General features: G+C 46.0%; 27 protein-coding genes and 2 pseudogenes. All 29 read right to left on the bottom strand.

Annotation, left to right across the window (positions count from 1 at the left end):
• Window positions 1–92 precede the first annotated feature (92 nt).
• Window positions 93–557, bottom strand: coding sequence for a dUTP diphosphatase (dut, locus tag L7E55_RS02805; protein WP_277442499.1), 465 nt, complete (start codon window positions 555–557; stop codon window positions 93–95).
• A gap of 117 nt (window positions 558–674) precedes the next feature.
• On the bottom strand, window positions 675–1,940 hold the full coding sequence (locus tag L7E55_RS02800; protein ID WP_277442497.1) for a M16 family metallopeptidase: 1,266 nt from the start codon (window positions 1,938–1,940) through the stop codon (window positions 675–677).
• A gap of 321 nt (window positions 1,941–2,261) precedes the next feature.
• A complete protein-coding gene (locus tag L7E55_RS02795) occupies window positions 2,262–4,490 on the bottom strand; it encodes a polyribonucleotide nucleotidyltransferase (protein ID WP_277442495.1) in 2,229 nt (742 codons plus the stop codon).
• Between the two features lie 153 nt (window positions 4,491–4,643).
• Window positions 4,644–4,913 carry a 30S ribosomal protein S15 gene (rpsO, locus tag L7E55_RS02790; protein WP_277442493.1) on the bottom strand — a complete coding sequence of 90 codons (270 nt, stop codon included), beginning with the start codon at window positions 4,911–4,913 and terminating at the stop codon, window positions 4,644–4,646.
• Between the two features lie 86 nt (window positions 4,914–4,999).
• Window positions 5,000–5,221 (bottom strand): hypothetical protein, encoded by a 222-nt coding sequence (locus L7E55_RS02785; RefSeq protein ID WP_277442492.1) that lies wholly within the window; start codon window positions 5,219–5,221, stop codon window positions 5,000–5,002.
• 12 nt (window positions 5,222–5,233) lie between these two features.
• The gene (locus L7E55_RS02780) at window positions 5,234–5,461 is read right to left on the bottom strand and encodes a hypothetical protein (protein WP_277442491.1); all 228 of its coding nucleotides are present in this window, start codon (window positions 5,459–5,461) and stop codon (window positions 5,234–5,236) included.
• 113 nt (window positions 5,462–5,574) lie between these two features.
• Entirely contained in the window at window positions 5,575–6,504 is a 930-nt protein-coding gene (locus tag L7E55_RS02775; protein WP_277442489.1) for a bifunctional riboflavin kinase/FAD synthetase, read from the bottom strand.
• A 106-nt stretch (window positions 6,505–6,610) separates the two neighbouring features.
• On the bottom strand, window positions 6,611–7,549 hold the full coding sequence (gene truB, locus L7E55_RS02770; RefSeq protein ID WP_277442488.1) for a tRNA pseudouridine(55) synthase TruB: 939 nt from the start codon (window positions 7,547–7,549) through the stop codon (window positions 6,611–6,613).
• 1 nt (window position 7,550) lies between these two features.
• Window positions 7,551–8,528: a DHH family phosphoesterase gene (locus L7E55_RS02765; RefSeq protein ID WP_277442487.1), complete on the bottom strand. Its 978-nt coding sequence runs from the start codon at window positions 8,526–8,528 to the stop codon at window positions 7,551–7,553.
• A complete protein-coding gene (gene rbfA, locus L7E55_RS02760; protein WP_277442485.1) occupies window positions 8,521–8,880 on the bottom strand; it encodes a 30S ribosome-binding factor RbfA in 360 nt (119 codons plus the stop codon). Before rbfA ends, L7E55_RS02765 begins: the two co-directional genes overlap by 8 nt.
• A 56-nt stretch (window positions 8,881–8,936) precedes the next feature.
• Window positions 8,937–11,120, bottom strand: a pseudogene (gene infB / locus L7E55_RS02755) (translation initiation factor IF-2); the annotation flags it as partial.
• Window positions 11,121–11,774: 654 nt separating this feature from the next.
• Window positions 11,775–11,864, bottom strand: a pseudogene (locus L7E55_RS17660) (translation initiation factor IF-2 N-terminal domain-containing protein); the annotation flags it as partial.
• A gap of 128 nt (window positions 11,865–11,992) precedes the next feature.
• Entirely contained in the window at window positions 11,993–12,271 is a 279-nt protein-coding gene (gene rnpM, locus L7E55_RS02750; protein ID WP_277442482.1) for an RNase P modulator RnpM, read from the bottom strand.
• A gap of 23 nt (window positions 12,272–12,294) precedes the next feature.
• A complete protein-coding gene (nusA, locus tag L7E55_RS02745) occupies window positions 12,295–13,377 on the bottom strand; it encodes a transcription termination factor NusA (RefSeq protein WP_277442481.1) in 1,083 nt (360 codons plus the stop codon).
• A 21-nt stretch (window positions 13,378–13,398) separates the two neighbouring features.
• Window positions 13,399–13,860: a ribosome maturation factor RimP gene (locus L7E55_RS02740; protein ID WP_277442480.1), complete on the bottom strand. Its 462-nt coding sequence runs from the start codon at window positions 13,858–13,860 to the stop codon at window positions 13,399–13,401.
• Window positions 13,861–13,998: 138 nt separating this feature from the next.
• A complete protein-coding gene (locus L7E55_RS02735; RefSeq protein ID WP_277442477.1) occupies window positions 13,999–15,150 on the bottom strand; it encodes an MGDG synthase family glycosyltransferase in 1,152 nt (383 codons plus the stop codon).
• Window position 15,151: 1 nt separating this feature from the next.
• Complete coding sequence (locus L7E55_RS02730; protein ID WP_277442475.1) at window positions 15,152–16,864, bottom strand: proline--tRNA ligase; 1,713 nt, start codon at window positions 16,862–16,864, stop codon at window positions 15,152–15,154.
• A gap of 252 nt (window positions 16,865–17,116) precedes the next feature.
• Window positions 17,117–18,166, bottom strand: a complete 1,050-nt coding sequence (ispG, locus tag L7E55_RS02725) for a flavodoxin-dependent (E)-4-hydroxy-3-methylbut-2-enyl-diphosphate synthase (protein ID WP_277442582.1) — start codon at window positions 18,164–18,166, stop codon at window positions 17,117–17,119.
• Window positions 18,166–19,215, bottom strand: a complete 1,050-nt coding sequence (rseP, locus tag L7E55_RS02720) for an RIP metalloprotease RseP (protein ID WP_277442473.1) — start codon at window positions 19,213–19,215, stop codon at window positions 18,166–18,168. Before rseP ends, ispG begins: the two co-directional genes overlap by 1 nt.
• 188 nt (window positions 19,216–19,403) lie before the next feature.
• Window positions 19,404–20,570, bottom strand: coding sequence for a 1-deoxy-D-xylulose-5-phosphate reductoisomerase (locus L7E55_RS02715; protein ID WP_277442471.1), 1,167 nt, complete (start codon window positions 20,568–20,570; stop codon window positions 19,404–19,406).
• A 29-nt stretch (window positions 20,571–20,599) separates the two neighbouring features.
• Window positions 20,600–21,646, bottom strand: coding sequence for a sporulation integral membrane protein YtvI (ytvI, locus tag L7E55_RS02710; protein ID WP_277442470.1), 1,047 nt, complete (start codon window positions 21,644–21,646; stop codon window positions 20,600–20,602).
• A gap of 13 nt (window positions 21,647–21,659) precedes the next feature.
• Window positions 21,660–22,448: a phosphatidate cytidylyltransferase gene (locus tag L7E55_RS02705; protein ID WP_277442469.1), complete on the bottom strand. Its 789-nt coding sequence runs from the start codon at window positions 22,446–22,448 to the stop codon at window positions 21,660–21,662.
• Between the two features lie 39 nt (window positions 22,449–22,487).
• Window positions 22,488–23,288 (bottom strand): isoprenyl transferase, encoded by an 801-nt coding sequence (locus tag L7E55_RS02700; RefSeq protein WP_420851999.1) that lies wholly within the window; start codon window positions 23,286–23,288, stop codon window positions 22,488–22,490.
• An 83-nt stretch (window positions 23,289–23,371) separates the two neighbouring features.
• A complete protein-coding gene (locus L7E55_RS02695) occupies window positions 23,372–23,542 on the bottom strand; it encodes a DUF362 domain-containing protein (protein ID WP_277442467.1) in 171 nt (56 codons plus the stop codon).
• A complete protein-coding gene (locus L7E55_RS02690; RefSeq protein WP_277442466.1) occupies window positions 23,527–23,751 on the bottom strand; it encodes a hypothetical protein in 225 nt (74 codons plus the stop codon). Before L7E55_RS02690 ends, L7E55_RS02695 begins: the two co-directional genes overlap by 16 nt.
• A complete protein-coding gene (frr, locus tag L7E55_RS02685) occupies window positions 23,752–24,309 on the bottom strand; it encodes a ribosome recycling factor (RefSeq protein ID WP_277442465.1) in 558 nt (185 codons plus the stop codon). It abuts the gene before it with no gap.
• Window positions 24,287–25,030, bottom strand: coding sequence for a UMP kinase (gene pyrH / locus L7E55_RS02680; RefSeq protein ID WP_277442464.1), 744 nt, complete (start codon window positions 25,028–25,030; stop codon window positions 24,287–24,289). The genes frr and pyrH overlap by 23 nt, the downstream gene beginning before the upstream one ends.
• 72 nt (window positions 25,031–25,102) lie before the next feature.
• Complete coding sequence (tsf, locus tag L7E55_RS02675; protein WP_277442463.1) at window positions 25,103–25,765, bottom strand: translation elongation factor Ts; 663 nt, start codon at window positions 25,763–25,765, stop codon at window positions 25,103–25,105.
• Window positions 25,766–25,958: 193 nt separating this feature from the next.
• On the bottom strand, window positions 25,959–26,657 hold the full coding sequence (rpsB, locus tag L7E55_RS02670) for a 30S ribosomal protein S2 (RefSeq protein ID WP_277442461.1): 699 nt from the start codon (window positions 26,655–26,657) through the stop codon (window positions 25,959–25,961).
• Window positions 26,658–26,692: the final 35 nt, after the last annotated feature.

Below are 26,692 nucleotides of genomic sequence, written 5' to 3'. Positions count from 1 at the left end.
TCAGCAGTCAGAATTCAGAATACGAGATTAAACTGCTTTCGCATTCTGACTCCTGACTTCTGACTCCTGACCCCTGAGCCATTTCCCAATAGCTATACTTTCCCCGTGGATCCAAAACCACCTTGCCCGCGGCTGCTTTCTTCAAGCTCTTCTACAGTTTCAAGGTCTGCATGATAAACCGGTAAGAAAAGCAGCTGAGCAACTCTTTCTCCTGGATTGACGATATATTCACAGTCGGACTGATTGTAAACAGCCACGATTATTTCTCCTTTGTAGTCACTATCAATAACACCCACAGCATTCGCAAGAGAAATACCGTGCTTGGTAGCCAAACCACTTCTAGGGAAAACCAAGCCAACAACGTGTTTAAATGGGATTTCAATGGCAATACCCGTTGGGATTTTCATTCTGGCGCCGGGAGGCACCACTAAAGGTTCATCCAGGCAAGCCGGCAAGTCCAACCCCGCTGAGCCTATCGTGGCATAACGCGGAAAAGGTATGGAATCGCCTATTTTTCCTGATACCTTTTTTATTCTTACAGATATTGAAAAGCTCATAAAGATCCTCCATTGGCAACAAATTTGACAATAAATTTAAAATCCCCCTCAACGGAGGATTGATATTTGTTAGTCACCCTGATGTTCACCAACATTAAGCTATTTTTCACGATATTATTAATTACCATACCTCTCCAGCATTTTTCCCATATTACCACAATCCGTCCAGGGTCCGATAGTCGCCATGGAAAAATCCGCAGGCTTTAACTTTTCCGCAGCTAACTCCTGAATATCAGCTATTGTTACTTTGTTTAGTTTCTCTACAACCTCCTCCGGTGGCAGAACCTTCCCCAGATAAAGTTGAGATTTTCCCAATCTGCTCATCCGGGTACTCACATTCTCCAAACTTAAAAGCAAGTTGCCCTTTAGCTGGTCCTTTGCACGCTGGAGTTCTTCTGGTTTTACGCTATTTACTCTGATATCTTTCACTTGTTTAAAGATTAACTCCAATACCTCATCCACGTTTTGCTTGCTCAAACCGGCATATATGCAAAAAAGACCGGTATCATGATACGAACTGTGATAAGAATAAACTGAATAAACCAGCCCGCGTTGCTCCCTAATTTCCTGGAACAACCTTGAACTTAGGCCTCCGCCTAGAATAGTGTTAAGCACCTGGAAAGTATATGTTTTCTCATTTTCCAGACTTAACCCAGGGGTACCGATACACAAGTGCACCTGTTCAGTTTCTTTGCTGCGGCAAACTACATCCCGCTTGGGCGCGGGAGCGATTATGGTTCTTGCCGGCACGTATCCTTTTTTTGTCTCCAGTATTGGGCGGAGTTTATTGATAACCTCATCCTTATCTATGTTGCCTGCGGCTGTTACAATCAAATTACCCGGTTTGTAATGAGCATTATAAAATTCAACTATCTTGTCCCTCGAAAGATTCTCAATCACTTCAGCAGTTCCAATAATCGGTCTGCCAAGGGCATGTCCCTGCCACATTGAACCGGCAAAGATATCATGTACCAGTTCATCGGGAGCATCTTCGTACATTTTTATTTCTTCAATGATCACGTTTCTTTCACGGTCGATATCATCCGCATCAAATTTTGAGTAAAAAAGCATATCGCTAAGAAGGTCAACTGCCAGGTCAAAATGCTCGTCAAGAACCCTGGCGTAATAGCAAGTATATTCCTTAGTTGTAAAAGCATTTAGCTGCCCGCCTACCGCATCAAGGGCTTCGGCGATCTGCTTGGCTGTACGCCTTGCCGTCCCCTTAAAAAGCAAATGTTCAATAAAGTGGGATATTCCGTTATTCTCAGGACTTTCATAACGTGAACCCACATCAACCCAAAAGCCCAAAGCCACCGAGCGAACGTGGGGAACTTGTTCCGAAAGAATATGTATATTGTTGTCAAGAGTAACCTTATGGAACATAAAGGAACCTCCTATAAAATACATCCTCAAACATATTCGTGATATTTGATCTAATTCCTTTAAATCTGAACAACATATATAAAAAAGCTGAGATACGCCCCTTATCAGGTTTCCCAATTTCCCGCTTGATTATTAACCGTTAACTTCTTAACAAATCCTATGCATTGCACAGGACAATTATTAAATAAAAATCAGGTAATCAGAATTCAGGAGTCAGAATTCAGAATACTTAAAGATAATAAACCGATCTCTCATTCTGAATTCTGACTCCTGACTCTTGTCCCAGTAATTACCCCAAATTTAATACCAATTTCATTTAGATTAGCTTCGGCCGAATTCACGGCGTCTCTGCGGCCGCGATCCCCGGTCGCGAGGCCTGTCTCCACGGTCCTCTCTGGGGACTTTTCCTTCCGGCGCAGGCGTAACATCTTTCTTGGATAGCTTTAACCGGCCTTGATTATCATATCCGATTGTTTTAACCAGGATCATATCCCCTTCTTTAACAACATCCTCAACCTTGTTTACCCTGTGGTGTTCAAGCTGGGAAATATGAACAAGGCCTTCTTTACCCGGCAATCCCAGAACTCCCGGAATAATTTCAACAAAACATCCAAAGTCCATTACCTTGGTAACTCGTCCGTTATAAATCTCGCCGGCTTGAATTTCCTTTGTTAATGATTCGATAATCTGCAGGGCTATCTTACCTTTTTCCTGGTCAACAGATGATATAAACACCCGTCCGTCATCTTCAATGTCTATATCCGCACCGGTTTCCTCAACGATTTTCTTAATAATCTTGCCACCAGGCCCAATAACGTCGCGTATTTTATCCGGGTCAATTGTGGTATGGATAATACGCGGGGCGTGTGGCGACAATTCCGGCCTGGGAGCGGGTATAACTTCAATTATTTTATTTAATATATGCATGCGTCCATCATGTGCCTGTGCCAGAGCTTGTTCAAAAACTTCCTGGGTGATGCCGGCGATTTTGATATCCATTTGGAGAGCGGTAATCCCTTTGGCAGTTCCTGCGACTTTAAAGTCCATATCACCAAGGTGATCTTCAAACCCCTGGATATCAGTAAGCACTGAGTGATTATCGCCTTCTTTAATCAGGCCCATGGCAACACCGGCAACGGGCGCTTTAATTGGAACTCCGGCATCCATTAAAGCTAAACAACTGCCGCACACACTACCCATGGAGGTTGAACCGTTTGACTCAAGAGCTTCGGAAACAAGGCGAATGGTGTACGGGAATTCTTCTTCAGTTGGAATAACTGCTGAAAGCGCCCGTTCCGCCAGCGCTCCGTGTCCGATTTCCCTGCGGCCGGGTGATCTCATCGGCCTGGTTTCACCCACACTAAAAGGTGGAAAATTATAATGGTGCATAAAGCGCTTGGATTCTTCCACCCCAAGACCGTCCAAAATCTGCTCGTCGGATATTGTCCCCAGGGTTACCGCTGAAAGGATTTGGGTTTGTCCCCTGGTAAACAGCCCGGATCCGTGGGGTCGTGGCAAAACACCAACTTCAACGGATATCGGGCGCACCTCAGTTAGTGCCCGCCCGTCAATACGCACTCCTTCTGTTGTAATCATACGGCGAACGATCTTCTTTTCAACCGCGTCAATAACTGTACTTATTAAATTTTCCTGATCCGGAAAAGTTTCGATGAACTGCCCCGCTAACTCGTTCTTAACATCATCCAAGTATGATTCACGGGCTTGTTTAATAAGCTTTTCATTCACACACCGCCGAAGGGCAACTTCGAGTTTTTCCTCGGCAGGCCCGGTTACTGCTTCAATAATATCGTTCCCGGGTTCGGCTATATCGGGTATTACTTTTTCCTTGGCCAGGCCTATAGCAAGGGCTTCATCACGAAACTTTTCAATAAAGTTAACGATTTCTTTCACAGAGTCATGTCCGAAAGAAATTGCCTCCAGCATGACCGCTTCCGGAATCTCACGGGCACCCGCCTCTACCATCATTACTGCTTCCCCGGTACCGGCAACCACCAGATGCATGTCGCTCTTTTCGATTTGGGCTAAAACGGGGTTAATCACAAACTGCCCGTCCACCCGGCCTACGATAACACCACCAATTGGATATTTTAAGGGGATTTCTGAAATATGCAACGCTGCTGAAGCACCGATCATGGCGGCTATTTCAGGAGCATGATCTTGGTCCACGGACATTATTGTAGCTATAACTTGGACCTCATTGCGCATTTCTTTAGGGAACAGAGGACGAATTGGACGGTCGATCAATCGTCCGGAAAGAACAGCTTTCTCACTGGGACGACTTTCTCTCTTTATAAAACCGCCCGGTATCTTTCCAACAGCATAGAACCTTTCCTCATAATCCACTGTAAGTGGAAAGAAATCAATCCCTGCCCTGACGTGGCCGGCCATAGTGGCGGTGACCAGGACAACAGTATCACCGTAACGGACAAGTACGGAACCACTCGCTTGTTTTGCCAGTCTACCAGTCTCTAAGATCATCGGGCGACCACCGACGAGAATTTCTCTGATTAAAACCTGGTTATTTAGCATTGAGTCGCTATACCTCCTGTAACAGACATGAAACATTTAACAAAATATATCTTCGACGTTCTTATTAGTATTTCCTTTCGGGGTAAAATAAAATCACAAAAACCCCCGCATATGACGAAGAAGCGGGTGAATTAGCCCGCTTCATGAACATCGCTACTTTCTTAAACCAAGTTTTTCGATAAGTGAACGATATCGATCAAAATGCCGGTCACGTAGATAGTTTAGCAAGGCCCTTCTTTGGCCAACCATCTTTAACAAACCCCGGCGTGAGTGGTGGTCACCCTTATGTTGCTGCAAGTGACTGGTAAGATTATTAATCCTTTCCGTCAAAATAGCAATCTGAACTTCTGGAGAACCAGTGTCGTTATCGTGAAGCTTATGTTGGGAAATAATGTTTTGTTTGCTTTCAGTAGTCAAAGCCATGCTGTTCACCTCCTTTTTAATTAATCGCTGCCGGCCAAGTCAACCGCCGGAGAACGTGTTACCTAGCCTGCAGTTCTTTGGGAAGGTTACTTCCCGATTATTGTAATTACCAGGCGACCGCCTGGTATATCCTTGGCAACAATATCAAACACTCTACCGGGCTTTGCCAAAAACCCCCTAAATCTGGTAGCTGTCGGTATGCGTCCTGGTATGCCACTGGCAGCGTTAATTATGTCTGCTATAGTAATCCTATCCTGTCTCAAATCCCGTAATCGCTTGCGGGCGTGTTCAGTAATAATTACCTTCATCTGTTTTAGGCTCTAATACGCGTTAGATTGGTATACTTGTTCGTCCCTCTCTTGCGAGAGAAAGGCGTATAGAGCATCCTCGAAGGCTGTTAACCGGACATTTTCCATGTTCGATTGGAGGTAAATGCTTTCCAGCTCTTTTTTCAAGGACTGGAACTCCTCGCTCAGACAAATCAAAGCGATATAATTTAACCACTTCTTGATTTCCTCTTCTGGAGAATCAAATTTTGGAACTGTCAAGGTAAACGCCTCCTTTCATGATACGGGACGTTTAACGCGATAATTGTAGCACAAACCTGGCACTTATGTAAACGCTGCCTATTAAATTTATATTGAAAGTTGTTATTTTTTATTCATTTGCTTTCGACCCCCGCACGGGTCTCCATAATATCCTGCTCTATTTGTTTAACCAGATCGGTTGAAGTCATAAATCTTTTTTCCTCCCTTAACCGCCTGGTAAATTTTACTTTTATATTTTTTCCATATAGATCCTGGTAAAAGTCCAACAAATGCACTTCAATGTTCCTCGTGCTACCCTGAAATGTTGGTTTGACACCGATATTTGCCACTCCGAGGTAGGTTTCATTATCAACATACACTTTAACTGAATAAACACCATTTGCGGGAACAAGCAATGTTTGTTCTATATTAAGGTTGGCGGTAGGATATCCAAGGGAGCCGCCCCGTCTTTCCCCCGTCACAACCTGTCCTTCAATAAACGGATAATACCCTAAAAACTTAGCCGACTCAGCTACCTGACCTTTCATCAGCAACTCCCTGATCAAAGTGCTGCTGATTACCTGACCTTCAACCATTACCGGGGGAACCACGCGTAACTGGTAATTGTATTTAGCAGCTTGCTGTTCCAGCAAGGCTGGTGTTCCCCGGCCATAGTGACCGAAAGTATAATTATACCCAACCACAACACCACTGGCTCCTAGCTCATCGCAAAGAACCGTCTTAATAAAATCTTCAGGAGAAAGTGCGGCAAATTCAAGGTCGAAAGGTACCAGCAACAGTACTTTGACATCCAGCCTAGCCATGAACTTTTGTTTCGCTTCCTGTGATAGAAGAAATGACGGACACTTATCCGGATACAGAACGGCTAGTGGATGAGGATGAAAAGTAAAAACAGCCGGTGTGCCGCCAATTTCCTTAGCCAAGCTCACTATCTCAGAAATCAGTTTTTGATGGCCGATATGTACCCCGTCGAAGTTCCCCAGACCGACTACCAGCCGTTTATGTTTATCCTTTAACCCTTGCCAATGGCGGTAAATGTTCAAATTAACAACCTCCTGTCTGAACGGAGCCGGTCCGTATTTCGGATTTATTGCCTATTCGTTGTCCGCACTAGCGCAAACAACGATTTGATTTCCTTATTTAACATGATTATACCAGCACACAAACGGGTTTAAATACAAACCTGCTCGTGTCATCCGGATCAAGATCAGTCTTTGCAACAGCCAACAACCCTTCCGGGCCTTGCAGTCGAACAAGAACACCTTCTGTCAAACCGTCAGGCAGTTCTGCCACTCCGGGCAAATAAAGCTTTGAGCCTGAACTGACCGCTGTAACTGCGGCGCTTTTTACTTTAACAGGCGGTAAACCTAATAGCGCTTTCTCCACAGGAATAACCATATTAGAAAAATTATGTTCCGTTTTCCCGGCTACAGCAAACAACTTAATATCTTCTAGAGTATATGAATCAGCAATATGAAAAACACCTACTCTTGTTCGTACCAGAAACGACATATGTGCTCCACATCCCAGGTAATCGCCGATATCCTCACAAAGTGTCCGGACATATGTCCCCTTAGAGCAAGTTAAGTGCACAAACGCCACCGGGTTCGGGCAACTCCAGCCGGTACCGTCTATATACTCAAGCTTGTGGACGGTAACAACACGCGGTTGGCGTTCGATAGACATACCAGCTCTAGCCAATTCGTAAAGCTTTTTTCCGTGCCATTTTAAAGCGGACACCATTGGCGGCACCTGGCTAATCTCCCCGGTAAAAACCGGTAAAGAAGCCTTGACGGCTTCCGCGGTCAAACGTGAAGCATCTCGTTCGTCTATCACTTCACCAAAGGAATCCCCTGTAGTAGTAACGACACCAAAAGTAATTTCCGCGCGATACTCTTTATCGTCCCCGGTAATAAACCGGGCTGCACGGGTGGCACGGCCCAGACAAACAACCAGCACACCGGCTGCTCCGGGATCTAGTGTTCCGGTGTGTCCAACTTTATTTATTTTAAATGTGCGGCGGATAAAATCAACAACATCGTGGGAGGTCATCCCGGGAGGTTTCAGCACATTAATAATTCCATTCATATCACAACCCCGCTCCTCCGGCTGCACAAACTGCCGCCGCGACCACCTCTTTTTCAATTATGTTAATATTTCCTGAGATTTCACAACCAGCAGCACGCAAATGACCGCCGCCGCCAAAATAAGCAGCCAGCCGGTTCACATCCACTGTTTTTTTTGAACGAAAACTGATTTTATATTTGCCGTCCGGCAACTCATGAAAAAGAAGTCCTACTTCAACACCTTTAATTGATCGGGCATAGTTCACGATTCCTTCTGTATGCTCATCTTTCGCCCCGGTGTCCCTGAGCATATCACGCGTGACAATCATCCAAGCCACTTGGCCGCAATTGCTAAACGAGAGGGTTTTTAACGCTGCGCTTAATAAAAGTTGGCACATCCGCGATTTTTCTTCATAAAGAAGAACGTTTATCCGGGAAACAGGTACACCGATCTCAATCAACCTGGCCACTCGTCTATGTGTGTCGGGTGTAGTACTCTCATATTGAAATGAACCGGTATCAGTAACAATCGCCGTGTACAAACAAATTGCCACATCTAAAGAAATATTAACCTTCATTAACTGCAACAAGTCAAATATGATTTCTCCGACCGCCGCCGCTTGTGGATCAATATACCTGTACGTCCCGTAAGAATTTGTGCTGGCATGATGATCTATATTAATAACGGTCAAATCACGCCCGGGCAAGTCCCGGTAGCCAATACCTAATCTTTCCGCAACGGGGCAATCCAAAGCAATAAGCGTGTCGTAATCTCCTTCCGGTGGGCTGCCTGCCCGGTAGCCTTGTATGCCGGGCAAAAACTCGTATATTTCAGGTACAGGATCGGGACCGGCTACTGTTGCTTCTTTGCCAAGCTGTTTCAAGATCAGCGCTAAAGCCAGTACCGATCCTAGGCAGTCACCATCGGGCATGATATGACCGCATATTAACGCGTGCTTTATGTTGCTCACTGCCCGGGCAATCACTTCGAGCTTACTCATTGGAAGGGCCACCTTCCCCTCGGACTTCTTCCATAAGCTTAATTAAACGTGCGCCCTGTCCTATTGATTGATCTAATTTAAAAGTAATTTCCGGAGTGTAACGAAGCCGGATTCGCTTGCCCAACTCACTTCTTATAAATCCCTGCGCTTTTGTAAGCGCTGCCATAGAAGCCTTTTGTGCTGCTGGTTCCCCGTAAACGCTGGCAAAAATATCAGCATAGCGTAAATCCTTTGAAACTTTTACTGAAGTGATGCTGACAAAACCTACCCGTGGATCTTTCATTTCATCCCTTAGCAACTCAGAAACTTCCTTTTTTATGGCTTCCGCTAACCGTTCGGAACGGAAAGACATTGCCAAACACCCCCAATGAGAGGTTAGTGGTTAAATACGACTTTCTATATCTAAATTTAAGCGAGTTCCCTTTTAACAGCTTCAACGGTAAATGCCTCAACAACGTCTCCCTCTTGCATTTCATTGAATTTTTCAAAAGCAAGGCCACACTCGTACCCTTGCAACACTTCTTTTACGTCATCTTTAAACCGCTTTAAGGAATTTAATTTCCCTTCATGGATAACTATACCGTCACGCACCAACCGAACGCCGGCGTCCCTTTCGATCTTACCCTCTAAAACATAACACCCTGCTATAGTACCTATTTTTGAAGCCTTGAAAATCTTCCTTATTTCCGCCCTGCCCTGAGCCACTTCTTTATACTCCGGCTCCAGCAAGCCGCTCATGGCCGCCTTAACGTCCTCAATCGCTTCATATATAACCCTATACAGCCGCACATCAACTTTCTCATTCTCCGCAGCTTTTCTGGCGTTTACGTCCGGACGCACGTTAAATCCTAAAATGATGGCGTTAGATGCCGACGCCAGCATAATATCAGTTTCAGAGATAGCACCGACTCCACCATGGATAATATTAACTTTTACCTCTCCGGTATTCAACCGCTCCAGTGCCTGCCGCAAAGCTTCAACCGAACCCTGCACATCCGCCTTAACTATAATCCCCAGTTCCTTGATCTGGCCTTCCTGAATACGTTTAAACAAGTCGTCCAGGGATACTCTGGTAGTATTTTTTAATTCTTCTTCCCGTTTCTTAATCTGTCTGCGTGAAACAATATTCCTGGCCAATTTTTCATCCTGTACAACAATAAATACGTCCCCTGCCATCGGTGTTTCCGAAAAGCCCAGTACTTCAACAGGTGTGGAAGGCCCGGCTTTTTTTACACGACGCCCTTTATCGTCAATCATGGCGCGTACCCGCCCAATGGCAGAACCAGCTATAATGTTATCGCCAATCATTAGAGTACCGTTTTGCACAAGCACAGTGGCTACGGGTCCGCGACCTTTATCAAGTTCCGCTTCTATCACGGTTCCCCGGGCCGGACGCTCAGGATTGGCTTTTAATTCTTTCATTTCAGCCACCAGCAGGATCATTTCTAAAAGGTCTTTTAACCCTTCGCGTTTGACGGCAGAAACATTAACACAGATAGTATCCCCGCCCCATTCCTCGGCTATCAATCCATGTTCAGTAAGCTCCTGCTTTACTCTTTCAGGATTAGCCCCGGGTTTATCCATCTTGTTGATAGCTACAATTATCGGCACTTCCGCCTCTTTGGCGTGATTTATCGCCTCAATTGTCTGAGGCATTACCCCGTCTTCAGCCGCAACCACCAGGATGGCAATGTCAGTAACCTGCGCGCCACGCGCCCGCATAGCCGTAAAAGCTTCATGTCCCGGTGTATCAACAAAAGTGATTCGCTTACCACTATGTTCAACCTGATAAGCGCCAATATGCTGAGTTATTCCGCCAGCCTCTGTGGCAGTCACGTTAGTCTGTCTGATGGCGTCTAACAGCGAAGTCTTGCCATGGTCAACATGTCCCATCACAGTAACAATACAAGGCCTTTGCGCCAATAGCTTGGAATCCTCTTCCGGTTCTTGCATCAACAACGCTTCCAAGTCAACCGGCAGCTTAACCTCGACTTCATATCCGAATTCCACAGCCAGCAAGCTTGCTGTATCGCTGTCAATCTCCTGATTAATCGTGGCCAGCACACCAAGCTGCATTAATTTTTTAATCAGTTCAGCCGGGGTTTTGTGTATCTTGACTGCCAATTCTTGTACCGTTATTGACTCACCGATAACTACTGGCTTTTTTTCCACAGGTTGAGCCGGACCAGCTTGGTGACTTTCTTGGTTTTTAAAGTTTCCTTTTTTACGCGAACCACCTGTAGCAGCCCTTAATCGCGGCTTTTCATCAATATTATCTAAGGCTACCGCACGTTTATCATAACGTCCTTTGTTACCTGGCCGCCCAACCTGAGATTTTGGCTTATCTTGAGTCTTTGGTTTATCAAGATAGGTGCGTTCTTTATCATCACGCCGCCCTTGTGGCTTCGTCACTGTTAAATCTGTTTTTATCCTGGAACCTTGGTTGGCGCCGGATTGAGCAGGTCGATCAACTGGCCTTGGTCTAGCGCCTGGTTGACCGCCCGGTCTTGTACCTTGTTGACCACCTGGTCTTGCACCCGGTTGCCCCCCCGGTCTTGCGCCACGGTCACTCCACCGTTGTGGTCCAGTACCCTTGGAACTGGTTGCACTACCCGGTCTGGGCGCTCCCTGCTGTCTAAAGTCAGCAGACCGGCCTGGCCCTGTTTTACCTCGATCGTAACGTTGGGCCGGACTATTATTTTGGGGAGGACGGTTTTGCTGTTGTTTACTTTGCGGCGGACGCTCCTGGCGACCGCCTTCCTGCTGCGGCCGGCTATTTTGCATCCGATCTTGTGAAGGCCTCTCCGGACGCCCGCCATCGGTCCTATTACCTTGGGGCTGGTTTCGTGGTCTGTCGAACGCTTGACGCTCTTTAAACCCCTCAAAAGTTTTACCTTTCGCCCCCTGGTCGCTTTTTACTTGGGTTTTTTCTCCTTGCACTGGTTTTTCTTCAAAACGTCTGTCCGGTGGACGAGAAGGAACGCGGTCAACTAAGCCAGGGCCACGGTAATAGTTCGTCTCCGAAGTCTTGCCGCCCTTCCTTTGATCACCTTGCTGCCCCCCAGTTTTTCTGGTCTTGTTAAATTCCGTCGCTGATGACTCACTTTTATTCTTCACCTTTTGCTCCTGCGACACCGCTGGCGCAGGCTCAGGTGCCGGTTTCTCATTCTTTGGAGTTTCTTTACGGTATAATCTCAGCAAACGTTCAACCTCACTGTCTTCCAATGCGCTCATATGAGATTTAACGTTTATTCCAATACCACTCAACTTATTTATTATTTCCTTGCTTTCTATGTTAAGTTCTTTTGCTATTTCATGTACCCGTTTTTTTACCATATAATCACCTCCATGATATATACCTTGTACTGAGTACATCTCCCCTTTCAAGTGTTTCAAGTATTATTGCGGCAGATATATTTCCGTAAAACCGTCCCGTTTCCATTTTCGAGCAACAATAATTACTCTCAACGACCGCTAACTTTTATTAATTCCTTTTCCAGAGCATCAAAAACTTCGGAGGATATTGGACTTTTGAGAGCCCTTTCAAGTTTTTTCCCCTTTATGGCTCTTTTTAAACAATCTTCACCAGGACAGATATATGCGCCGCGTCCGGATCGTTTTCCAGTGAGGTCAATCTCAATTGTTTCATCTGGCGTGCGCACTAATCGGATCAACTGTCTTTTGGGCTTCATCTCCTGGCAACCAACACACATCCGCTGGGGTATCCTTTTAACCTTAGGCACCGGACACCTACCCCCTATTTATGCTATTCATCCAGACTATCGTAAACTTCACCGCATTCTTCTGAATATATTTCCTGCATTTGCGACTCGCTCTTAATATCTATCTTCCAACTGGTTAGTTTTGCGGCCAGACGCGCATTCTGTCCTTCTTTGCCTATCGCCAGGGATAATTGATAATCCGGCACAATTACCCTAGCAATTTTCTCCTCATCCCAAACTTCAACAGCCATGACTTTTGCCGGACTCAAGGAACTGGCAACAAACTTTGACGGGTCCGGATTCCATTTTATAATATCAACCTTCTCACCATTCAGTTCATTGACAATGTTCTGTACTCTCATTCCTTTTGGACCAACACAAGCCCCCACCGGGTCGACATTCTCATCTCTTGAATATACGGCTATCTTTGAGCGGGCTCCCGCTTCCCGCGCAATCGCCTTTAGTTCCACGACACCTTCCTGCAATTCGGGAACCTCCAATTCGAAAAGGCGCTTCAATAAACCCGGGTGGGTACGTGAAACCATGATTTGGGGCCCTTTGGTTGTTTTTCTAACTTCAACAATGTACACCTTGATTCTTTCGCCATGACGATAATCCTCACCAGGCATCTGCTCTGAAGGCATTAAGATAGCTTCCGTCTTACCCAGTTCGATCAGTACATTTTTTTGTTCAAAACGCTGAACTGTACCGGTGACTATTTCTCCCTCGCGATTTACGAACTCCTCAAAAACAATATTTCTTTCCGCCTCGCGAATCCGCTGTACAACTACCTGTTTCGCTGTTTGCGCGGCAATACGGCCAAAATTTCTTGGGGTAACTTCTGTTTCTACAATATCGCCCACTTGATAATTTGGGTTTATTTTTTTCGCTTCATCCAGATCAATCTCCAGACGCGGATCTTCCACAAACTCCATTACCGATCGTTGGGTATAAACTTTAAAATCCCCGGTCTCACGCTCAATATGGACCCTGGCATTTTGCAGAGACCCAAAATTCCGCTTATAGGCAGAAAGCAAAGCCGCTTCAATAGCATCCAGTAAGACATCTACAGCTATGCCCTTCTCCTTTTCCAAATCTTTTAAGGCCTCCAAGAATTCTATATTCATCCTACTTCCTCCCCCGCCCAATTAAAGTTCCCCAGCCAGCCGCGCTGATGCAATCTGTTCCAAAGGAATACATAATTCCGTGCCATCTATGTCAATCACTACATTACCCATGCGTGTTCCCATTAGGCGACCGCTAAATTTCTTCCGGCCGTTAATAGGAACAAAAGTGGTAACAACAGCAGATCTCTCCTTAAACCGGCTATAATCCTCTAATTTCTTTATTGGCCTTTCAATGCCGGGTGAAGATACCTCCAACGAATAGGAATGTGATATCGGTACTTTTTCATCAAGCAATCTGTCGATTCTCTCGGAAACAAAACGACAATCCTCGTGGCTGATACCGTCAGGTTTATCGATAAAAATTCGCAGGTACCAACGTCCGCCTTCTTTTAAAAACTCGACATCCACAAGTTCTATACCAGCTTCCTGTACTATTGGTAAAGCTATCTGCTGGACCAGTTTCACAACTTGATGACTTGCCACCAGAAACCCTCCTAAATTATCACTGTTGCTTGATAAGACGAAAGAGTGGGAATTACCCACTCTTTGAAAAGACCGAAATCCATGTGTTCCTGACGAACTACTAATTACTATATCATAAAAGACATATGTTGACAAGAGCTATCTTGTTAGGCTGCTCACACCCGCAACAGCTTTCTCCATAATAAGGACAGCGTTTCTAGCCGATTTAGGTTTACCCAGTGCTGCGGCGGCCCGGGTCATTAGACCTAAACGGCCGGAATCTGTCAGGTACGCTTTAACCTGTCCGGCCATATTCCGTTCGTCGACTCTCACTCCTGCCCCCGCCCCTGCCAGGAATTGCGCGTTTCTCTCTTCCTGTCCCGGCAGCGGATCGATAATAAATACAGGCAGGCCTATCGCCATGGCTTCCGCGCAAGACAAACCACCCGGCTTGCCAATCAGCAAATCCGCTGCCGCCATTAACTCGTGGATGTTGTTGACGTAACCGTAAATCTTTACCGCACAGGATAGATCAGGTGCGATATTTAGCAGTCTATCCCTAAGCGAAGCATTCGTACCGGCAACAACCATCAACTGGCAATCACCAATAGACTCTCCCAGTTCTTTCACTGTAGATTCCAGGTGTCCCATTCCCAGCCCGCCGCCTGTAATTAATATTGCCGGCAGCTCAGGATTCAACCCAAGCTTTTTTCTTACTTCTTTCTTGTCATATCGCCTTTCAAAGGCGGGATCTATCGGTATCCCGGTAGCCCGCGCATTATCCGGTTTAATCCCGAACGCCGCACATTCAGGCTGTAGTTGCTCAGCGCCAATCAGGTAATAATCCACTCCCGGGAATATCCAAAAAGAATGTATGGTAAAATCAGTAATAGTCGCAAAAACAGGCCCCTTAAATATACCTTTCTTTTTCATGTAAGACATGATCCCCACCGGAAAAGGATGTGTGCAAACTATAACTTCCGGTTGAAAATCTTTGATATATTTGACAAGTCTGGGCGCTACCAGGAGGTTTAATATCCGGTTGAATTCAAGCTTGCCGCGTCCTGATAAAGGCTGTCCTTTCTCTGCTTGGCGGTACAAGTAACCGTATATAACCGGACTCATTTTTAGAATTTCCATATAAGTGCCCAAGATTACTTTTTCCAAAAAAGGGCTGGCATAGCGGAAGGTATCCAGAATGGATACCTCTATCTCCGGATAAAGATTACCGGCTGCTTTCTTAATAGCTTCAGCCGCCCGCATGTGCCCGTTACCAACTGTAACCGACAAAATCAGTATTTTATTTAACATATTACAATTTTCCCAACTGATCTAAAACAAAACTTTCCACCCTATCGACAGGTACCATAATCGTTTCACCGGTTTTACGCACCCGTACTTCAACTTGCTCATTCGCTACCGCTTTCGCTCCGACGGTAATCCGCAAGGGGCAACCAATCAGATCAGCGTCCTTAAACTTGACCCCGGCACGTTCAGGCCGGTCATCAATTACTGTTTCTATACCTGCTTCAACCAGCCGGTGATAAACTTTTTCCGCCATGGCCGCCTGGTTCTCATCCTTGACGCTTACCGGCACGACAACAACATGATACGGCGCTATGGCAACCGGCCAGATAATCCCGTCTTGGTCATGGTTCTGCTCTATAGCGGCAGCCATCGTCCTGCTAACGCCAATACCGTAGCAACCCATTATAATTGTCTTTTTTTGGCCGCTCTCGTCAAGATAAGTGGCTCCTAAAACTTTGCTGTACTTATCCCCCAGTTTAAAAATCTGGCCAACTTCAATCCCCTTTGCCTCTTTCAGCGTCGAACCGCACCGGGGACAAGGCTCACCAGCCTGCACCATCCTGATATCAGCAATGATATCAATAGTAAAATCACGAACCGGGTTAACATTAATTAAATGAGTGTCATCCTTATTTGCCCCGGAAACAGCGTTGACTAATGCGGAGATTTCCAAATCCGCAATTATTCTTACACTTTTGAGGTTAACCGGCCCGGCAAATCCAACGCGCGCTCCGGTAATGTCCTGTACCGTGCCCGCCCCGGCCAGCTTCAAATGCAAGCAATGCAAAGCGTTTGACAACTTAATTTCATTGACATCCCGGTCACCTCTGACCAGCGCCGCGACAACTTCCTCTTCCGTCTCATAAAGCAGGGTTTTTATTATCTTTTGCGGCGACACATGCAAAAAGTTTGCGACCTCTTCCACCGTATGAGCGCCGGGAGTCGACACCTCGGCAAGTTGTTTCAGGTCCTCGCCTGTTTTTGTGAGCACATTCGTTAACGCAGCCTTCTCCACGTTGGCGGCGTACCCGCATGATTCCTTCTCACAGAACAGTATGGTAGCTTCCCCGGAATCAGCCAGTACCATAAACTCATGGGTATCACTGCCTCCAATTGCTCCGGAGTCAGCTTCCACAGGCCGGAAGCGCAGCCCGCATCTCCGGAATACCTGGGTGTAAGCGTCGTGCATTTTTTGATAGCTTAATTGCAAGCCTTGCTCATCCCGGTCGAATGAATAAAGATCTTTCATGATAAACTCCCGGCCGCGCAACAAGCCGAAACGCGGCCGCCGCTCATCCCGGTATTTATTTTGAATCTGGTATAGTAAAAGCGGGAGTTGCTTGTATGAGTTTACTTCACTCCGCACCAGCGCGGTAATTATCTCCTCATGTGTAGGCCCCAAGGCAAAATCCCGGTCATGCCGGTCTTTTAAACGGAAAAGTTCGGGTCCGTACACGTCCCAGCGGCCTGACTCCTGCCACAATTCAGCAGACTGGATAATCGGCATTTGCAGTTCCTGCCCGCCATGGCGGTCCATTTCCTCCCGGATTATCTGATTAATCTTTTTTAACACACGTAAGGCCAGAGGCAGGTAAGTGTATACGCCTGCCGCTTCCCGGCGGATAAAACCGGCCCGCAATAATAGCTGGTGGCTGACTATTTCCGCTTCCGCAGGCACTTCTCTTAATGTAGGCGCAAATAACTCTGTCGTTCGCATAAAACTCCTCCAATTCAAGTAGTCAGTAGTCAGTAATCAGTAATCAGTAGTTAGATGTCTATATAGCTTCGTCTTATCATCAGATGGATAATAATAGTAATGAATGGAAATATACCGCATTCAAAAATCTACGTAAGAATATAGACAATGAACCACAAACATGAACAAGTGCGCCTTCTGCCATACCAGTAAGTCTTCAAATGTTTTCGCCCGTTCCCTCATTCTGAATACTGACTACTGACTACTTTGTAGTTACAGCAATTCTACCTCTTTCAACAATTCTTCGACAAGCTTTTCTTCAACTACTTTCCTGATAACTTTACCTTTACGAAAGATAATTCCCACTCCTTTACCGCCGGCAATGCCGACATCAGCCTCCCTCGCCTCGCCCGGGCCGTTAACCACGCAGCCCATCACTGCCACTTTAAGCGGCTTGTCCAGATATTGAAGTTTTTCCTCCACTTCCTCCGCGATCTTTATAAGTTCGATTTGTGTGCGTCCGCAAGTGGGACAGGAGATTAACTCCACACCCTTTTTGCGGATACCCAGCGATTTAAGGATATCAAAACCGGCCCTTACTTCGTGGCGTGGATCCCCGGTTAAGGATACTCTGATAGTGTCGCCGATTCCTTCGTTCAATAATATGCCGATTCCGACAGCGGACTTGATTGTCCCGTAACGGATGGTGCCGGCCTCAGTCACTCCGATGTGAAAAGGGTAGTCCGTTAAACCTGCCAGAAGGCGGTAAGAATCCAGCATTAAAGGAATATCTGAGGCTTTTAAAGACACCTTAATACTGGTATAATTTAAATCTTCAAGCATTCTGATGTGTCTCAAGGCGCTTTCCACCATTGCCGCCGCTGTTACTCCACCGTCCCGCTCAAGCAGTTCTTTTTCCAGCGATCCGGCGTTTACCCCAATCCGGATTGGCAAATTACGTTCTCTGGCGGCCGCCGCCACTTCCTTAACTTTCTCACGTCCGCCGATATTACCCGGGTTTATCCTGAGTCCGTCAACACCTGCCCTGATTGCTGCCAGCGCCAGCCTGTAATCAAAGTGAATATCGGCAATAAGCGGTATACTAATCCCTTTTAGAATAAGTGGCAACGCTTCCGCAGCCTCCCGGTCAGGTACAGCCACCCGGATTATTTCGCAACCTCCGGCAGCCAGTTCATTAATCTGAGAAATGGTGGCGGGAATATCCCTGGTGTCGGTGTTCGTCATTGACTGCACACTAACCGGCGCCCCGCCGCCTACCTGCACCTTGCCGATAAAAACAGGCTTTGTCTGTCTTCTCTTCATCATTGTTGCCCCGGCACCTGGTTAAATACGTATAACTGGAGAATATCATTATAAGTTATAATCACCATCAACAACAGCAGCAGCCCGAGACCCACCAGGTGAATGAAATTCTCTTTCACCGGGTCTACCGGCCGGCCGCCTACCTTTTCCCAGGCTAGAAAGAGAATCCGGCTGCCGTCCAATGCCGGGATCGGAAAGAGGTTAAATAAGCCCAGGTTAATACTTAAGAAGGCTGATAGCTGAAGAAGGAAGAAAAAACCTACCTGCGCAGCTTTACCGATTTCATTGACCACCCGCACCGGGCCGCCGAGTTCCGCCGGCGCTTGTCCGAAAATCATTTTAGCGATAAAGTCGAGGATAGTGACAGTAATCCTGCCGGTCCATTCAAATCCCAGCGCTATAGACGGTATCAAGCCCATTCTGCGGTAACCGGATGCCGACACAACGCCAATTTTCCCCTGGCCGTTTTCATCTCTATAAGTATTTATATCATACTGTTGTTCAATACCACCCCGCGATATAGTCACGGTGATTCTTTCTTCCGGGTGTTCACTTATCCAGGCCACAAGTTTTTCCCATTCTTCCAAGTGTTCTCCATTGATAGCTACAATTTTATCCCCTGCTACAATACCGGCTTTTTCAGCTGGGGAACCGGGAACGACTTCCTTGATCTCGGTTGTTGCGACGGGTAAACCTTGAAACATAAAGACAAAAGCCAATAAAACCACAGCCAGTATAAAATTCATCAGCGGGCCGGCAAAGATAACGGCGACACGCTGGCCCACAGTTTTTTTATTAAAGCCGCGCTCATCATCAACAAAATCTTCCTCGTTCGGGTCCATCCCGGCCATACGCACGAAACCGCCCAACGGTAAAGCACGTATGTTGTAGGAAGTCTCCCCTTTGGGGACGCCAAACAGCTTCGGCCCAAAACCCAGGCTGAATTCATGCACCTTTATACCAACCAGTTTGGCGATGCTAAAATGACCTAACTCGTGGAAAATAACCAGCATGCCGAATACAAATACAGAAGCGATAAAAGTAAGCAACAAAAACACCACCCTGTATATTCATTAGGGACGACCTTTGAGCGTTCAACGTGGTTCCTGTCCGGCCCTCATAATCGTTCGAGCTCTTTCGCCCTCGGGTTCAGTCAAACTAGGCGCTTTGCGCCTTAGACAATTCCCTCATCTATCCTCGGCTCACTCACTCTTTAAATCGGCCTTAAAATCGCCGCTTATGCATGCTCAAAGGTTCCAATTAAATTAGCTCCGGTTTCCCTGGCCCAACTATCAGCCTCCATAATTTCCTCCAGTTCAGGCTGCTTAACCGTCAAATGCTTTTCCATCACTTCAGCTACTATAAAGGGAATTGTCGTGAAAGAAATCCTTCCTTTCAAAAAAGAATCAACTGCCACCTCGTTGGCGGCATTGAACACCGCAGGCATAGTTCCACCAGCTTTGCCGGCTTCAAAAGCAAGTTTTAGCGAAGGAAACCTCCCAGTATCCGGCTTCTCAAAAGTCAACCCCTGCAAACAAGTTAAATTTAGCCTGGGACAACAACCCGGCTGCCGCTCCGGGTAGGTCAGCGCATACTGTATCGGCAGCCGCATATCCGGCATACCCATCTGGGCTATAACTGACCCGTCCAAGAACTCAACTGCTGAATGAATGATGCTTTGCGGATGAATAACAACTTCTATTTGTTCGTAGCTTACCCCAAAAAGCCATTTTGCTTCAATAATCTCAAGCCCTTTGTTCATCATAGTAGCTGAATCGATGGTAATCTTTTTGCCCATTTGCCAGTTTGGATGAAAAAGCGCCATATCAACAGTCACATTTTCCATTTCCTCTTTACTAAAAGTTCGAAACGGTCCTCCCGAAGCAGTTAGAATAATTTTTTCAACCGCCCTTTGCTCTAGCCCATTAAGGCACTGCCAAATAGCCGAATGCTCGCTGTCAACCGGCAGCAGAGCCGATTTCTTTCTAGCGGCCAGCTCCATAACCAGGTGTCCGGCAGCCACCAATGTTTCCTTGTTTGCCAGCGCGACATCCTTACCGGCGTTAATTGCGGCAATAGTCGGGTATATGCCAAGCGCACCGGCAACCGCAACCAGGACAATGTCAGCTTGCGGCAGCATGGCCAGGTTTTCCAGCCCGGACCTTCCCCAGGCTAAATCCGGGGTCTCGTCACAGGCAAGCTCATCTCGTAGATTTTTGAGCTCTTGTTCCCTTTCCAATACAACGACTTCCGGCCGGAACTCTCTGACTTGACTGGCAAGCAGCCGCCAGTTCCTTCCTGCCGCCAACCCCACTACTCTAAACTTGCCGGGCATATTACGGATGACATCAAGTGTTTGTCTGCCTATAGACCCGGTACTACCTAGAATAACAATTTTTTTCATGCTAAACTCCAATAATTATCCAGTTACGTTTATTTTATCTTGATATTCAAAATATCTGATTTAATTGTCGCCTGTATGCCTATAAGTAAGATTGGGCCAAGAATCAAGCCCAAAACACCCATTAATTTTAATCCGGCATACATTGCCACTAGTGTTGCTAAAGGATGCAAGCCAAGACTTGCCGAAACTATCTTTGTTTCAAAAATTTGTCTAACCAATAGTACTATTCCGTATAAAACAGCAAGTTTAATTCCAAAACCGGTATCACCGGCAGCGAAGGACCAGACTAGCCAAGGCAGATAAATGGTTGCTGGTCCGAGAACAGGAATAAGGTCGAAAAAACCTATCAAAAGCCCCATGGTCAAGGCATATTTTGCGCCGATTATGTACAAACCAGTAATACTGATAACAGTGGTTATAGATATAAGAATAGCCTGAGCCCGTAAATAACCCAAAAAAGCCGTAGATATCTCCCGCATAACATTAACAGCTTTTTCTCCCCACGGTTCCGGAATGAAACGCAGCAATAGCTGAACAATCAAATGACGGTCCCGGGCTAAAAAATAAGTAGCCAGCCCGCTCACCACCATAACAGTGAGAGTGCCGGGCACCAATGAGATAAACTGCAGTATGGAATTGACAGCCCGACTGATAAAACCCTGGAGGTTCGCAGTGAGACTGTTAATATTCTGCTCAAGTGAAGAAGTGACATATGGCGGAAGATTCACATAAAAAGTCGTCGCTTTTTCAATCAGATCCTGAAAATAAACCCTTAATTCCGTAGCGATTCCAGGCAGCGAAACGGAAAGCTGGACCAACTCCGCAACCAGTTTCAAGATCACAACTGTAAAAATGACACCGATTCCCCCGAAGACAATAATCATGGCAATTATTGTTGAGACACCGCGGGGTAATTTCACCTTGCGCTGCAAAGCTCCAATAATAGGTTCCATTAAAAAACTAAAAACCAGAGCTATTATGAAGGGCACCAGCACCGGTAATATATACTTGACAGCAGCCAGAACAATTAACAAAGTTATAACCGCGTAAATTAACAAGACCAGTTTCCTTGGCATTTATCAAGCCACCTTAACCGATAATAAAGAGCCGCACGTAATAATAAACAAGGGGAGCGGTAAACAAGGCGCTGTCAAAACGGTCAAGTATACCGCCATGCCCCGGAATTAAAGTGCTGGAATCTTTAAGACCGGCCTGTCTCTTAAAAGCTGACTCAAGCAAGTCACCCACTTCAGCGGCAACTCCCAGCATACACCCTAACAATAACAATTTGGGTAAAGGTAAAAATGGATAAATGATTGCAAACAAATAAGATATAATGACACTTCCTAAAAGACCTCCGGCGGCTCCTTCCAGAGTTTTCTTCGGGCTCAACACCGGAGCGATTCTTCTTTTACCGAAAGCTTTCCCGACAAAAAAGGCGACAGTATCACAGGCCCACGTACCAGCAAACATAAAAACAAGCCAAATCCACCCGTCAGGAAGGGTTCTTAAAAGATAAAAGTAACACATTAAGCCTACATAAAGCGTACCCATAAGGGTACCAGCGATGTCTAACAATGAATAACGCGGATAAAAAGCCACTGTTGCAATTAGTTGCAGGAATAAAATGATAGTGATGGTAGGTCCAGGATATCCATCATGATATAGATATGCCCCGCCAAGTAAAATTAAACCTCCAGCCTGGGCTAGCCAGAAAGACGGTTTTATCCCCAATCTGGACAGCATTTCCGATATTTCTCTCAACCCGAGAAAAACGATTATTCCAGTTAACAGTAACAATGGTAAGCCTGCATGATAAACAGCCAGGATAATCAGGGGCGCACCCACCAAGGCGCTAATTATTCTTTGCAGGAGCACGTCTTCACCAACCTGTCAGGTTGTTATCTATTTTACCCATTAACTTTTTGATTTTAACCCGCCAAAACGGCGCTCCCGCCGCTGGTATTCAACCAGAGCGCGCAACAAGTGATAGCGCCGGAATTCGGGCCATAATGTGGAAGTAAACCAAAATTCAGTATAGGCCAGCTGCCATAGTAAAAAGTTGCTTATCCGGTAATCACCGGAAGGCCGGATTAATAGATCCGGTTCGGGCTGACCGGCAGTATACAAGTGTTCTGAAATCAAATTAGCATCAATTTGACTGGCTTTATAACAACCCTTTTCTATATCTGTAACGATTGCCCGTATGGCGTCAATTATTTCCGTACGTCCTCCGTAGTTTAAGGCTATATTTAATATAAGCCGGTTATTGTCACGGGTCAATTTAACCGCATCAGCCAGGGCATCCCTAGCCGGTTGCGGCAATTCATCCAACCTGCCGATCGGGTTAATGCGTACTCCTTCTTCATTAAGTTCACGCATTTCTTTATTGAGATACTCGACCAGCAAGTCCATCAGAACAACTACTTCTTCCTGGGGCCTCTTCCAGTTTTCAGTAGAAAAGGCATATACGGTTAACACTTGAATATCCAGTTCGCAGCACAACTTAACTATATCCCTGAGAGATTCCATTCCCGCTCTGTGACCGATAGCCCGCAGCAACCCCTGCCTTTGCGCCCAACGTCCGTTGCCATCCATGATTATGGCAATATGCTTAGGCAATCTTTTTTTGTCAATCATATCTAACATTTCCTGTACTCCCGGCCCTGATTCATCAGACTCTTTTTTACGCCAGAAGTTGATAATTCTATTAAACATAGCAATAATGCCCTCCAGGATCGCCGGTTGTACATATTTTACCATATAAACAGCCCCCTCGTACAGGTGAGGGGGCTTATCCGTTACTCTTCAATAATAGCTCCCGTAGGACAGGAATCTATGCAGACACCACAATCCTGACACTTTTCAAGATCAATCTTACAGACATCATCTGCTTCGATAATTGCTTCATTCGGGCAAGAGTCTAAACAAGTACCACATCCCACACATTCGTCAGTTATCTTGTAGGCCACCCTTCACTACCTCCTTTCCTAATATCTTCGAAGACCACTGTCAGCACCATTTTACCTGAAATATATCTATATCGTACGACACGCAGTCTTTCACCAGAAATCCCTTGAACAGGCCGGGTGACTAAAATATCAACAGCCAATCCCAGTTTCTCGCAACGTTCAAGAGCATCATCTAAAGTCAGGCCAACGAGATCAAGACACTCGTTCATCTAAACCTGCATTATCTCCTGTTCTTTTGTTGATAAAAGCGCATCGATTTCTTTAACAAAACGGTCGGTTATTTTCTGGACTTCATCCTGGCTGCGCTTTAATTCATCTTCAGACAACTTGCCCTCTTTTTGAGAAGCTTTAAGCTGCTCATTGGTATCGCGGCGAATATTACGCACTGCCACCCGGCCTTCTTCCGCTTTCTTCTTAATGACCTTCATCAAATCAGCCCGTCTTTCCTGAGTTAGCTGCGGTATGGCAAGCCTTATTACCGCACCGTCACTGGCAGGCGGAATACCTAGATCGGATTTCATAATGGCCCGTTCAATTTCCGGCAAAGAATTTTTATCCCATGGTTGAATAACCAGGAGTCTGGCTTCGGGCACTGAAATATTAGCGAGTTGGTTGATAGGCGTCGGTGTACCGTAGTAGTTGACTGTGATCTTGTCCAATAGCGCCGGAGTGGCCCGGCCTGCCCGCAAAGAGGCAAACTCTTTTTTCACTACCTCAACGGTTTTCTTCATATTGCTTTCAGATTCACTGATTATTTCTTTCGCCATTAAACTCACCCCCGATATAAGTTCCGATTTTTTCTCCAAAGATCGCTTTTTTAATATTACCTTCCTTGTTTAAATCAAAAACAATTAACGGTATCTTGTTATCCATGCATAGCGAAGCAGCAGTAGAATCCATAACACCCAGTCCGCGGTTGATCATTTCTATATAGCTTAGCTCTTTGAATCTTTTTGCGTTTGGATTTTTCAACGGGTCAGAATCATAAACGCCATCCACTTGTTTTGCCATTAAAATAACTTGCGCCTCAATTTCAGCCGCCCGCAAGGCCGCGGTCGTGTCAGTGGAAAAATATGGGTTACCAGTACCGGCGGCAAAAATCACCACTCTGCCTTTCTCCATATGCCTTATTGCGCGCCGCCTGATATAGGGCTCGGCTACCGCCCTCATTTCAATAGCGGTTTGCGTGCGTGTATCCACCCCATGCTTTTGCAGCGCATCATGTAAGGCAAGTGAATTCATCACCGTGGCCAGCATTCCCATGTAATCAGCCGTCGCCCGGTCCATGCCCTTGGCGCTTCCGGCAATCCCACGCCAGATATTTCCTCCCCCAACCACAACCGCCAACTGCACCCTGCATTCCATTACATCTTTGACCTGTCTGGCGATAGTGTTAACCACATCAGGATCTATGCCATATCCCAAAGAACCGGCCAGCGCTTCCCCGCTTAGCTTTAAAACAATACGCCAGTATTTCGGAGAAACCATACGAGGCAAACCTCCATTTAACGCGTTTATTAAATTAAATATATTTACGCCCTATTTATTTATAAATTTACACTATTTACCGGCATTTCGAGTAGCCGCTTCCACTTCAGCGGCGAGATCATTTTGTCTTTTCTGAAGTCCCTCGCCCAGTTCATAGCGGGTAAAACGTCTGATGCTAATATTCTCACCAATTTTTGCAATTTTTTCTGTTAATAATTTTTTAATAGTAACATCCGGATCCTTAATAAAAGGTTGCTCCATCAGACATACTTCTTTATAATACTTTTCTATACGCCCAGTCACCATCTTGTCAACTATTTTTTCCGGTTTGCCTTCATTCAAAGCCTGGGCGCGAAGTATTGAACGCTCTTTTTCCAGCACATCCGCCGGTACATCATCTTTATTAACGTATTCAGGTTTAGCGGCGGCAACTTGCATCGCTATCTCCCTGACAAAATTTCTAAATTCATCAGTCTTGGCTACAAAATCGGTTTCACAATTCACTTCAACCAAGACGCCAATTCTTCCGGCTCCATGTATGTAAGATTCAACCAAACCCTCCGCGGCAATACGGCCGGCTTTCTTCGCGGCAGCCGCCAACCCTTTTTCCCTCAGATAATCGGCGGCTTTTTCAATGTCACCGTTCGTTTCAGTGAGGGCTTTTTTGCAGTCCATCATTCCAGCACCGGTACGCTCCCGAAGTTCTTTCACCAAATTGGCTGATATAGCAGACATAGTCAAGATCCCCCTTTATTTACTTCTTTTACATTTCTATAATATTATATCCAAGTTTACTCCGGAACAATCAAAGAACGAACATGCCGCAGCTGTTCATAAGATTACCAAGAATCGGTTCATGTTCAATTTTTCTTATTTACAAAATAAGGCAGGGGTTTCCTGTAAAAGACATCCCCCGCCTAGTTAGACTTTATTCCGCTAGTTGTTCTCCCTGCTTGCCTTCGAGAACAGCCTCAGCCATTTTACCGGTTAAGAGGCGAACCGCCCTGATTGCATCATCGTTTCCCGGTATGATATAATCCACTTCATCAGGGTCGCAGTTGGTATCCACAATGGCAACAATAGGGATACCTAGCTTGCGCGCCTCCGCAACGGCAATACGCTCCTTGCGGGGATCTACGACGAACAACGCTCCCGGCAGCCGTCGCATATCTTTAATGCCACCTAAAAACTTTTGCAATTTTTCCTTCTCATGCATTAATTGGGCTACTTCTTTCTTGGGGAGAACTTCCAGTGTCCCGTTAGCTTCCTTATTCTCCAGTTCATGCAGGCGGTCAATCCTGCGCCTGATCGTCTGGAAATTAGTGAGCATACCCCCAAGCCAGCGTTGATTTACATAAAACATGCCGCATCGTTCCGCTTCTTCCCGCACCGACTCCTGGGCTTGCTTTTTTGTACCGACAAAAAGAATGGAATCGCCTTCAAGAGAAAGTTGTTTGACAAAATTATAAGCATCCTCGACCTTTTTAACCGTTTTCTGCAAATCTATGATATAGATACCATTACGGTCTGTAAAAATATAAGGAGCCATTTTAGGATTCCAGCGCCTGGTTTGATGCCCGAAGTGAACACCCGCTTCCAATAGCTGCTTCATAGATATTACACCCATCTGATAAACACCTCCCCCCGCTATGGTTTTGTTCC

Origin of the sequence: Pelotomaculum isophthalicicum JI, assembly GCF_029478095.1 — a bacterium.
GTDB classification, from domain to species: Bacteria; Bacillota; Desulfotomaculia; order Desulfotomaculales; family Pelotomaculaceae; genus Pelotomaculum_D; species Pelotomaculum_D isophthalicicum.
The sequence above is the reverse complement of the archived record's forward strand: the minus strand, read 5'-3'. Positions and strand labels throughout refer to the sequence as shown.

Coding starts and splice junctions, on each gene's coding strand:
- dut (WP_277442499.1), bottom strand. CDS start 557: ATGAGCTTTTCAATATCTGTAAGAATAAAAAAGGTATCAGGAAAAATA.
- L7E55_RS02800 (WP_277442497.1), bottom strand. CDS start 1,940: ATGTTCCATAAGGTTACTCTTGACAACAATATACATATTCTTTCGGAA.
- L7E55_RS02795 (WP_277442495.1), bottom strand. CDS start 4,490: ATGCTAAATAACCAGGTTTTAATCAGAGAAATTCTCGTCGGTGGTCGC.
- rpsO (WP_277442493.1), bottom strand. CDS start 4,913: ATGGCTTTGACTACTGAAAGCAAACAAAACATTATTTCCCAACATAAG.
- L7E55_RS02785 (WP_277442492.1), bottom strand. CDS start 5,221: ATGAAGGTAATTATTACTGAACACGCCCGCAAGCGATTACGGGATTTG.
- truB (WP_277442488.1), bottom strand. CDS start 7,549: ATGAATGGAATTATTAATGTGCTGAAACCTCCCGGGATGACCTCCCAC.
- L7E55_RS02765 (WP_277442487.1), bottom strand. CDS start 8,528: ATGAGTAAGCTCGAAGTGATTGCCCGGGCAGTGAGCAACATAAAGCAC.
- rbfA (WP_277442485.1), bottom strand. CDS start 8,880: ATGTCTTTCCGTTCCGAACGGTTAGCGGAAGCCATAAAAAAGGAAGTT.
- nusA (WP_277442481.1), bottom strand. CDS start 13,377: ATGAATATAGAATTCTTGGAGGCCTTAAAAGATTTGGAAAAGGAGAAG.
- L7E55_RS02735 (WP_277442477.1), bottom strand. CDS start 15,150: ATGTTAAATAAAATACTGATTTTGTCGGTTACAGTTGGTAACGGGCAC.
- L7E55_RS02730 (WP_277442475.1), bottom strand. CDS start 16,864: ATGCGAACGACAGAGTTATTTGCGCCTACATTAAGAGAAGTGCCTGCG.
- ispG (WP_277442582.1), bottom strand. CDS start 18,166: ATGAAGAGAAGACAGACAAAGCCTGTTTTTATCGGCAAGGTGCAGGTA.
- L7E55_RS02715 (WP_277442471.1), bottom strand. CDS start 20,570: ATGAAAAAAATTGTTATTCTAGGTAGTACCGGGTCTATAGGCAGACAA.
- ytvI (WP_277442470.1), bottom strand. CDS start 21,646: ATGCCAAGGAAACTGGTCTTGTTAATTTACGCGGTTATAACTTTGTTA.
- L7E55_RS02700 (WP_420851999.1), bottom strand. CDS start 23,288: ATGTTTAATAGAATTATCAACTTCTGGCGTAAAAAAGAGTCTGATGAA.
- L7E55_RS02690 (WP_277442466.1), bottom strand. CDS start 23,751: ATGAACGAGTGTCTTGATCTCGTTGGCCTGACTTTAGATGATGCTCTT.
- frr (WP_277442465.1), bottom strand. CDS start 24,309: ATGGCGAAAGAAATAATCAGTGAATCTGAAAGCAATATGAAGAAAACC.
- pyrH (WP_277442464.1), bottom strand. CDS start 25,030: ATGGTTTCTCCGAAATACTGGCGTATTGTTTTAAAGCTAAGCGGGGAA.
- tsf (WP_277442463.1), bottom strand. CDS start 25,765: ATGTCTGCTATATCAGCCAATTTGGTGAAAGAACTTCGGGAGCGTACC.
- rpsB (WP_277442461.1), bottom strand. CDS start 26,657: ATGGGTGTAATATCTATGAAGCAGCTATTGGAAGCGGGTGTTCACTTC.